8 protein-coding genes are annotated in these 8,343 nt (G+C 66.7%); 1 reads left to right on the top strand and 7 read right to left on the bottom strand.

All coding sequences use genetic code 11. The features are described from left to right. Positions 1 to 243: 243 nt before the first annotated feature. Positions 244 to 639: a hypothetical protein gene (locus tag ACOMD9_RS02270; protein WP_421411928.1), complete on the top strand. Its 396-nt coding sequence runs from the start codon at positions 244 to 246 to the stop codon at positions 637 to 639. Between the two features lie 122 nt (positions 640 to 761). On the opposite strand, the gene paaZ is transcribed toward ACOMD9_RS02270, so the two are convergent. The 7 genes from paaZ to paaK form a co-directional block, all read right to left on the bottom strand. After that, the gene (gene paaZ / locus ACOMD9_RS02265; RefSeq protein ID WP_421411927.1) at positions 762 to 2,804 is read right to left on the bottom strand and encodes a phenylacetic acid degradation bifunctional protein PaaZ; all 2,043 of its coding nucleotides are present in this window, start codon (positions 2,802 to 2,804) and stop codon (positions 762 to 764) included. Positions 2,805 to 2,815: 11 nt separating this feature from the next. After that, complete coding sequence (paaE, locus tag ACOMD9_RS02260) at positions 2,816 to 3,892, bottom strand: 1,2-phenylacetyl-CoA epoxidase subunit PaaE (protein ID WP_421411926.1); 1,077 nt, start codon at positions 3,890 to 3,892, stop codon at positions 2,816 to 2,818. 87 nt (positions 3,893 to 3,979) lie between these two features. Beyond that, positions 3,980 to 4,579, bottom strand: a complete 600-nt coding sequence (gene paaD / locus ACOMD9_RS02255; protein ID WP_421411925.1) for a 1,2-phenylacetyl-CoA epoxidase subunit PaaD — start codon at positions 4,577 to 4,579, stop codon at positions 3,980 to 3,982. Beyond that, positions 4,563 to 5,357, bottom strand: a complete 795-nt coding sequence (gene paaC, locus ACOMD9_RS02250; protein ID WP_421411924.1) for a 1,2-phenylacetyl-CoA epoxidase subunit PaaC — start codon at positions 5,355 to 5,357, stop codon at positions 4,563 to 4,565. The genes paaD and paaC overlap by 17 nt, the downstream gene beginning before the upstream one ends. Before the next feature lie 10 nt (positions 5,358 to 5,367). Further along, complete coding sequence (paaB, locus tag ACOMD9_RS02245; RefSeq protein ID WP_253447460.1) at positions 5,368 to 5,649, bottom strand: 1,2-phenylacetyl-CoA epoxidase subunit PaaB; 282 nt, start codon at positions 5,647 to 5,649, stop codon at positions 5,368 to 5,370. A gap of 74 nt (positions 5,650 to 5,723) precedes the next feature. Beyond that, positions 5,724 to 6,716: a 1,2-phenylacetyl-CoA epoxidase subunit PaaA gene (gene paaA / locus ACOMD9_RS02240; RefSeq protein ID WP_421411923.1), complete on the bottom strand. Its 993-nt coding sequence runs from the start codon at positions 6,714 to 6,716 to the stop codon at positions 5,724 to 5,726. A 279-nt stretch (positions 6,717 to 6,995) separates the two neighbouring features. Next, a complete protein-coding gene (gene paaK / locus ACOMD9_RS02235; RefSeq protein ID WP_421411922.1) occupies positions 6,996 to 8,309 on the bottom strand; it encodes a phenylacetate--CoA ligase PaaK in 1,314 nt (437 codons plus the stop codon). Positions 8,310 to 8,343 lie beyond the last annotated feature (34 nt).

Raw genomic sequence — 8,343 nt, 5'->3', positions numbered from 1 at the left:
TTGGTGTTCCCGGCGATCGTGCTGTTCCTGCCCCAGTTGCTCTATTGATGGTCGTCCGAGCGAGGGCGGCCTCCGGCAGGATGGATCCGACGCCATTCCCGAAAAAATGATACGAAATTTTTGGTAGCATTTTTATTTACGTGTCTCGAATCGCCTCGCTTTGACTCCGGTCAAATCGGGGCGTTTTCCTTTCCACTATCCTGAAGACATGCCACAGGTGATACCCGAAGAGGAGATCAGGAGATGGAAAGGCTGGCCGATTACATTCAGGGCGAACGCGTGGTGCGCGAGCTTCGCCGCCACGCCCCCGAGGCACTCGAGCAACTGGCCCGCGACCTGGAGCAGCCGCTGAGCCCACCGCTGGAGAAGGCGGTGGCGCGCAGCCTCGACGACCGCCGGGTGACCGATTTCCGCGCCTCCGAGGTGCTGATGCCGGCCATGATGACCACCTTCGCGGTCGATCCGGGGGCCATCGCCGAGGAGGAGCTGGTCGGCCTGGAGGCGACCTGCAACCGCTGCACCGAGGTGGGCCGCTGCTGGCGGGCGATGCGCGACTTCGCCGAGGCCGAGGCGTGCCGAGGCTTCTGCCCCAACGCCGAGGCCTTCATGGGCCGCGGGGCCGAACCGGCGACGGCATGAGACGCGGGAGGCCGCGCTCGGCCGAGAGAGGCTGGGCGCGGTCGTCGGATGGGAGTCGTCGTGTGGGATGAGAAGGCCGGGGCCGCGGCCCCGGCAGGTGACTCGGGCAGGGCTCGTCGCGGTTACTGCCGCTTCGCCACCAGGGTCAGGATGTCATAGCTGGCCACCAGCTCGTCGTGCTGGTTGGTGACCGCCACGTCCCACATGACCACGCCCTGGGGATGTCCCTCGGGAGAGGTGCGCCCCTGGTCGATCTTGCGCTTGCAGGTGAGGCGCGCTCGGATGGTGTCGCCGACGGCTACCGGGGTGATGAACCGCAGGGTGTCGAGGCCATAGTTGGCCAGGACGGGACCCTCGCCCGGGTAGACGAACAGGCCGGCGGCGGCGGAGAGCACGAAGTAGCCGTGGGCGATGCGCTGGCCGAACTGGGTCTCCTTCGCGGCGATCTCGTCGAAGTGCATGTAGAAGTGGTCGCCGGAGAGGCAGCCGAAGTTGACGATGTCGGCTTCGGTGACGGTGCGGCGGTGGGTCAGCAGGGACTCGCCGACCTGCAGGTCGTCGAAGTGACGCCGGAAAGGGTGGATGTCGTTCTCGATCACCCTGGCGCCACGCACGTATTCGCGGGTCACCGCGGCCACCATGGTGGGCGAGCCCTGGATGGCGGTGCGCTGCAGGTAGTGATGCACCGCGCGGATGCCGCCGAGCTCTTCCCCGCCACCGGCGCGTCCGGGGCCGCCATGCTTGAGCATCGGCAGCGGAGAGCCGTGCCCGGTGGACTCCCTGGAGGCTTCGGCGTCGAGGATCTGCAAGCGGCCATGCTGGGCGGCCAGTACGGGGATCATCTCGGCGGCGATGGCCGGGTCCTTGGTGGTCAGGGTGGTGACCAGGCTGCCCTTGCCCTTGGCGGCGAGGGTCAGGGCCTCGTCGATGCCGTGGTAGGGCATCAGGGTCGTCACCGGGCCGAAGGCCTCGATGTCGTGGGCGCCGCCGTCGTTCAGCGGGTTGCGGTTGACCAGCAGGTGGGGGGCGATAAAGGCCCCGTTCTCCACGCCTTCCCCCACGGGCCTGAGGCCCTCGGCTTGGCCATAGACGCAGTCGCTGGTGGCCAGCAGGCGTTCGATGGCGTCCGTGACGTCCCTCAGCTGGTCCCGGGAGGCGAGAGCGCCCATGCGCACGCCCTCCTCGGCCGGATTGCCGAAGGTGATCTTGCCCAGGCGCTCCGTGAGGCGTTCGACCAGGGCATCCAGCCGTTCGGCCGGCACCAGCACGCGACGGATGGCGGTACATTTCTGACCGGCCTTGGCGGTCATTTCCTTCACCACTTCCCTGGCGAAGATATCGAACTCGTCGTCATCCGGCGTGACGTCCGGGGCCATGATGGCGCTGTTGAGAGAGTCCGCTTCGGCGTTGAAGGGGATGCTCTTCGCCATGATGTTGGGGTGGCTCTTGAGCTTCAGGGCAGTGCTGGCAGAGCCGGTGAAGGTGACGAAGTCCTGCTCTTCCAGACGGTCCAGCAGGTCGCCGGTACCGCCGATGATCAGCTGGAGGGCGCCCTCGGGCAGCAGGCCGGAGTCGTTGATGACGCGCACGGCGGCTTCGGTGAGGTAGCTGGTGGCGGTCGCCGGCTTGACGATGCAGGGCATGCCCGCGAGGAAGGCCGGGGCGAATTTCTCCAGCATCCCCCAGATGGGGAAGTTGAAGGCATTGATGTGCACGGAAACACCACGGCGGGGCACCAGGATATGGGTACCGTTGAAGTGGTTATCCTTGCCCAGCTGGATCGCGGGACCCTCATGGGCCACGTTCCCGGAGGGCAGCTCCTTGCGGCCGGTGGAGGCGTAGGTAAACAGGGTGCCGAAGCCGCCGTCGATGTCGATCCAGGAGTCGGCCCTGGTGCAGCCGGTATGATGAGAGATCGGGTAGAGCTCATCCTTGCGGCCCTGGATGTAGATGGCCAGCTCCTTGAGGATGGCGGCCCGCTGCTGGAAGTCCAGCGCCAGGAGGTTCTTCACGCCGATGCGGCGGGCGTAGTCGACCGCCTGCGCGAAGTCGATGGCTTCCTCATGGGTATGGGCAACGGTATCGCCATTGACGGCGCTGGGCAGCGCCTTGGCTGGCGTTTCGCCCAGCCACTGGCCGGCAATGTAACTTTGAAGGACTGACATTAAGCGTTCTCTCAGTGGTCGTAGTTGAGCGTCACGTTCTTGCTGATCGGGAAGCACTGACAGCTCAGCACCATGCCCGCCTCGATCTCGTAATCCTCGAGGGCGAAGTTGGCATCCATCTCCACCTCGCCCTCCTCAACCTTGGCCAGGCAGGTGGAGCAGACCCCCGCCTTGCAGGAGTAGGGCAGGTCGGCACCGTGCTCGTTGCCGGCATCCAGGATGCTCCGGGTGTTCTTCGGCAGTTCGAACTCCAGGGTGCGGCCGTCGATGATCACCTTGATATGGGAGCTCTCCGGGGCCACCTGGCCGACGCCGCCGGCCTGGGGCCGTCGTGCGCTGGCGTTGGGACGGCTGCCGAACAGTTCCAGCTGGATGCGCTCCGGTGCCATGCCGAACTCCTTCAGCGTGTCGCGCACCGCTTCGGACATGGGCTGGGGACCGCACAGGAAGGCCGCCTCGAGCTCCTGGACGTCCAGCCAGCGATCGAACAGGGTGCGGCACTTCTCGGCATCGATGATGCCGTTGTAGAGCTCGATGTCCTGCTCCTCACGGTTGAAGATGTGGATCAGGTTGAGCCGCTCCATGTGGCGGTTCTTCAGGTCCTGCAGCTTCTCCCGGAACATGGTCGTGGAGGTGGAGAAGTTGCCGTAGACGAGGGTGAAGCGGCTCTCGGGCTCGGTCTCCAGGGTGGTGCTGATGATCGACAGGATCGGCGTGATGCCGCTGCCGGCGGCCACCGCCAGATAGTGGCCCTTGCGGCTCGGGTCCAGGGGCACGAAGAACTTGCCCTGGGGCGGCATCACTTCCAGGGTGTCGCCGACCTTGAGCTCCTGGTTGGCAAAGGTGGAGAAGGCGCCGCCGGGCACCAGCTTCACCGCCACGCGGATCTCGCCCTCGTGCACGCCGGTGCAGATGGAGTAGGAGCGACGCACCTCCTCGCCGGCGATCTCGCGGCGCAGGGTCAGGTACTGGCCCTGGGTGAACTGGAAGGCGTCATGCAGGGTCTCGGGGACCTCGAAGGCGATGGAGACGGACTCGCTGGTCTCCTTGCGGACATCGCGAACGGTCAGGGCGTGAAATCGGCTCATGGCTAGTCTCGTCAGTCGGCTATCGAACGGGTGCAACCGGGTGCCCGCTCGCTGAAGGGGCGCGTCACTGGAAGGCCGCAGCGGCTCTTACAGGCACTTGAAGTAGTCGAAGGGCTCCAGGCACTCCCTGCAGCGGTAGAGCGCCTTGCAGGCGGTGGAGCCGAACTCGCTGACCCGCTCGGTGTGCTCGCTGCCGCACAGCGGGCAGGGCACCACAGGATCCTCGCCGAGCAGGCTGCGCTTGCTGGCACTGCCGACAGGAGGCGCGATGCCGAAGGCGCGCAGCTTCTCGCGGCCCTCCTCGCTGATCCAGTCGGTGGTCCAGGCCGGCGACAGGCGGCGCTCGATCTGCGGGTCGGCGTAGCCGGCGGCGGTCAGCGCCTCCTCGATATGCTGCTCGATCGCCTCGGTGGCGGGGCAGCCGGAGTAGGTGGGCGTGACCTGGACCCGCAGGCGGCCATCGATCCAGTCGATGTCGCGCACGATGCCCAGCTCGACCACGTCGACGGCGGGGACCTCGGGGTCCGGCACCTCGTGGAGCACCGCCAGCACGGCGTCGACGTCGCCCTCGGCACCGGCCGGGGGCAGGCCGCGGCGGTCGCTGCCGATCAGGTCGGTGGAGGGCCAGTCGTCCTGGCCCTCGAGTCGCCGGGAGTCCGGGCGGGAAGCGTTACCAGACAGTGGCATCGGGATAGGCCCTCGGCAGGTACTGCATCTCCGCCAGCAGGAAGCCCAGGTGCTCGGTGTGGTGGCCGGCCTTGCCGCCGGTGTACATCCAGGCATCCGCGGGCGGGCGGGTCAGGGTGGCCGCTTCCAGGACCTTCTCCACGGTAGCGTTCCAGCGGGCCACCAGAGTCTCGGCGTCGGGCGCAAGGCCGGCCGCCGTCATGGCCTGGTCGACCTCGTCGAACTGCACCAGCTCGCCGGTGAAGCGCCAGAGATTGTCGATGGCGCGCTGCATGCGCGCGTGGCTCTCCTCGGTGCCGTCACCCAGGCGCACTACCCACTCGGAGGAGCGGCGCAGGTGATAGGTCGCCTCCTTGAGGGACTTGGCGGCCACCTCGGCGATGCGCGGGTCGCTGGCCTGGGCCAGTCCCTCGAGCAGCGGCACGTGCCAGGCATCGAACAGGAACTGGCGCGCCATGGTCTCGGCGAAATCGCCGTTGGGCTGTTCGACGAGCAGCAGGTTGCGGAAGTCCTGGGCGTCGCGCTTGAAGGCCAGGGCATCGGCGTCGAGCGCGATGCCCGCCTGCTCGGCGTTGATCTGCTCGGCCGCATAGGTGAGCCAGTTGCGGGCCTGGCCGAAGAGGTCGAGGCCGACGTTCATCAGCGCCATCTCCTCTTCCAGGGCCGGCGCCTTGCCGCACAGCTCGGCGTGACGCTGGCCCAGCACCAGGACGCTGTCGCCCAGGCGCAGCAGGTATTCGGTCAGCGGCGTGCGGGTGGTCTGTGAAACATTCTGCATGGGAGCCCCCTTACATGTGGCCGACTTCTTTCGGCAGTTCGTAGAAGGAGGCGTGGCGGTAGACCTTGTCGTTGGACGGGTCGAACAGCGGCTCCTTCTCGTCGGGGGCCGAGGCGGTGATATCGCTGGCCAGCACGACCCAGATGCTCACGCCCTCGTTGCGGCGGGTATAGAGCTCGCGGGCGTTCTCGAGGGCCATCTGGCGGTCGGCGGCATGCACGCTGCCGACATGCTTGTGGTTCAGGCCGTGCTTGCTGCGCACGAAGACTTCGTAGAGGGGCCAGTCTGCCATGGGGAATTACCTCGGTGCTTGTCGTTGGGGGAGGCGCCGCCCGGCGCCTCCCTGCGGTATCGGATGGCCTGGGATCAGGCGGCGTCGCGGCGCTGGCGCTGCTTCTCGGCGTGGGCCACGGCGGCCTCACGGACCCAGGCGCCCTCGTCGATGGCGCGACGGCGGGCCTCGATGCGCTCGCGGTTGCAGGGGCCGTTGCCCTGGATCACGTCGAAGAACTCGGACCAGTCGATCTCGCCAAACTCGTAGTGGCCGGTCTTCTCGTTCCACTTCAGGTCCGGGTCCGGCGCGGTGCAGCCGAGCAGCTCCAGCTGGGGAACGGTCTGGTCGATGAAGCGCTGACGCAGCTCGTCGTTGCTGTGGCGCTTGATCTTCCAGGCCATGGACTGGGCGCTGTTGGGCGAGTTGTCGTCTGAGGGGCCGAACATCATCAGCGACGGCCACCAGAAGCGGTTGATGGAGTCCTGCACCATCGCCCTCTGCTCCTCGGTGCCCTCGCGCATCAGCGTCAGCAGGATCTGGTAGCCCTGGCGCTGGTGGAAGCTCTCCTCCTTGCACACCCGGATCATGGCGCGGGAGTAGGGGCCGTAGGAGGTGCGCTGCAGGGGTACCTGGTTGACGATGGCGGCGCCGTCCACCAGCCAGCCGATGGTGCCGATATCGGCCCAGTTCAGCGTCGGGTAGTTGAAGATGCTGGAGTACTTGGCGCGGCCGTCGTGGAGCTTCTGGATCTCCTCGTCGCGGTCGGCCCCCAGGGTCTCCATGGCGCTGTAGAGGTAGAGGCCATGGCCCGCCTCGTCCTGGATCTTGGCCATCAGCTGCAGCTTGCGCTTCAGCGAGGGCGCGCGGGTCAGCCAGTTGCCCTCGGGCAGCATGCCGACCACCTCGGAGTGGGCGTGCTGGGAGATCTGGCGGATCAGCGTCTTGCGATACGCCTCGGGCATCCAGTTCTTGGGTTCGATCTTGATCTCGTCATCGATCCGTTCCTGGAAGGCGCGCTCCTCGGGTGCCATCTCCTCGAGGGTCTTGAGCTTCTTGGTGCCGGTCTCGACTAGCTGCGCGTACATGGTGACCTCCGCGTCGTCGCAATCAGGGGGAAACGCCCATTGTCGTCATGTCTTGCAGTATAGTGACACGAAATTTTTTAGCAAGAAACTGTGTTGTGTGTCGCTTTAGACCATAGGCTAAGGCGTCGGTTCTCCCGCGGGTTACCGGCTGGCACCGCGGAGGTCGCACGTCACGAGGCGGGTGTGCATGCGAGTGGCGCGGTGACAAGGTGACACAAAAAAGCCCCCTGACGGGGGCCTGAAGGCAGTTGAGAGCGATCGCTTGCAGGGTGCGGCGGCTCAGCGCAGGTCCTTGACGCGCTTGGCCTTGCCGACGGAGCGCATGACCTCCTCCACGCCGCAGACATCGACCTGGGTGCTGATGCCCACATAGGTCTTGATGGCGTGCTGCAGGTGCTTGCCCAGCTGCTCGCAGGTCACCGGATCGCGGGCCACGTCGTTGCTGCACGCCTCGACGCGCACTCGGACCATGTCCATGTTGCCCTGGCGTGTCACTTCGATCTCGTAGTGGGGCGAGAGCTGCTCGATCTTGAGCAGCTGCTCCTCGATCTGGGTCGGGAAGACGTTGACCCCGCGGATGATCAGCATGTCGTCGCTGCGGCCGGTGATCTTGTCGATGCGGCGCATGGGGCGTGCGGTGCCCGGCAGCAGGCGGGTGAGGTCGCGGGTGCGGTAGCGGATCACCGGCAGCGCCTCCTTGGTGAGGGTGGTGAAGACCAGCTCGCCATACTCGCCGTCCGGCAGCAGCTCGCCGGTGACCGGGTCGATGATCTCGGGGTAGAAGTGGTCCTCCCAGATGGTCGGGCCATCCTTGGTCTCGAGGCACTCCATGCCCACCCCCGGACCCATCACCTCGGAGAGGCCGTAGATGTCCAGGGCGTCGATGCCCAGGCGCCGCTCCAGCGCCAGGCGCATGTCGTTGGTCCAGGGCTCGGCGCCGAAGATGCCGGCGCGCAGCGGCAGCTCGCGGGGGTCGATGCCCTGGCGATCCATTTCGTCGGCGATGTTGAGCATGTAGGAGGGGGTGACCATGATGATGTCCGGCTGGAAGTCGCGGATCAGCTGGACCTGCTTCTCGGTCTGGCCGCCGGACATCGGGATCACCGCGCAGCCCAGGCGCTCGGCGCCGTAGTGGGCGCCCAGCCCGCCGGTGAAGAGGCCGTAGCCGTAGGCGACGTGCACCTTGTCGTTGCGGCTGCCGCCGGCGGCACGAATGGAGCGCGCCACCACGTCGGCCCAGGTGTCGATGTCATGCTGGGTATAGCCGACCACGGTGGGCTGGCCGGTGGTGCCGCTGGAGGCGTGGACCCGCACGATCTCGCTCATCGGCGTGGCGAACATGCCGAAGGGGTAGTTGTCGCGCAGGTCGGCCTTGGTGGTGAAGGGGAGCTTGCCCAGGTCCTCGAGGCTCTTGACGTCCTCGGGGTGCACGCCGGCCTTGTCGAAGGACTGGCGGTAGAAGGGCACGTTGTCGTAGGCGTGCTTGAGGCTCCACTGCAGGCGCTTGACCTGGGTGGCGCGCAGCTCGTCGAGGCTGGCGGTCTCCAGGGGGTCGAGGCTGGCGGTGTCGATACGCTTCACGGTCTGGTTCATCGGGGATCTCCGGTCGCAGGGGGTTGTCGCGCGC

The sequence above is a fragment of the Halomonas terrestris genome, from assembly GCF_049166755.1.
Lineage (GTDB): Bacteria > Pseudomonadota > Gammaproteobacteria > Pseudomonadales > Halomonadaceae > Halomonas.
This window is presented reverse-complemented; position numbering and strand designations above follow the sequence as displayed.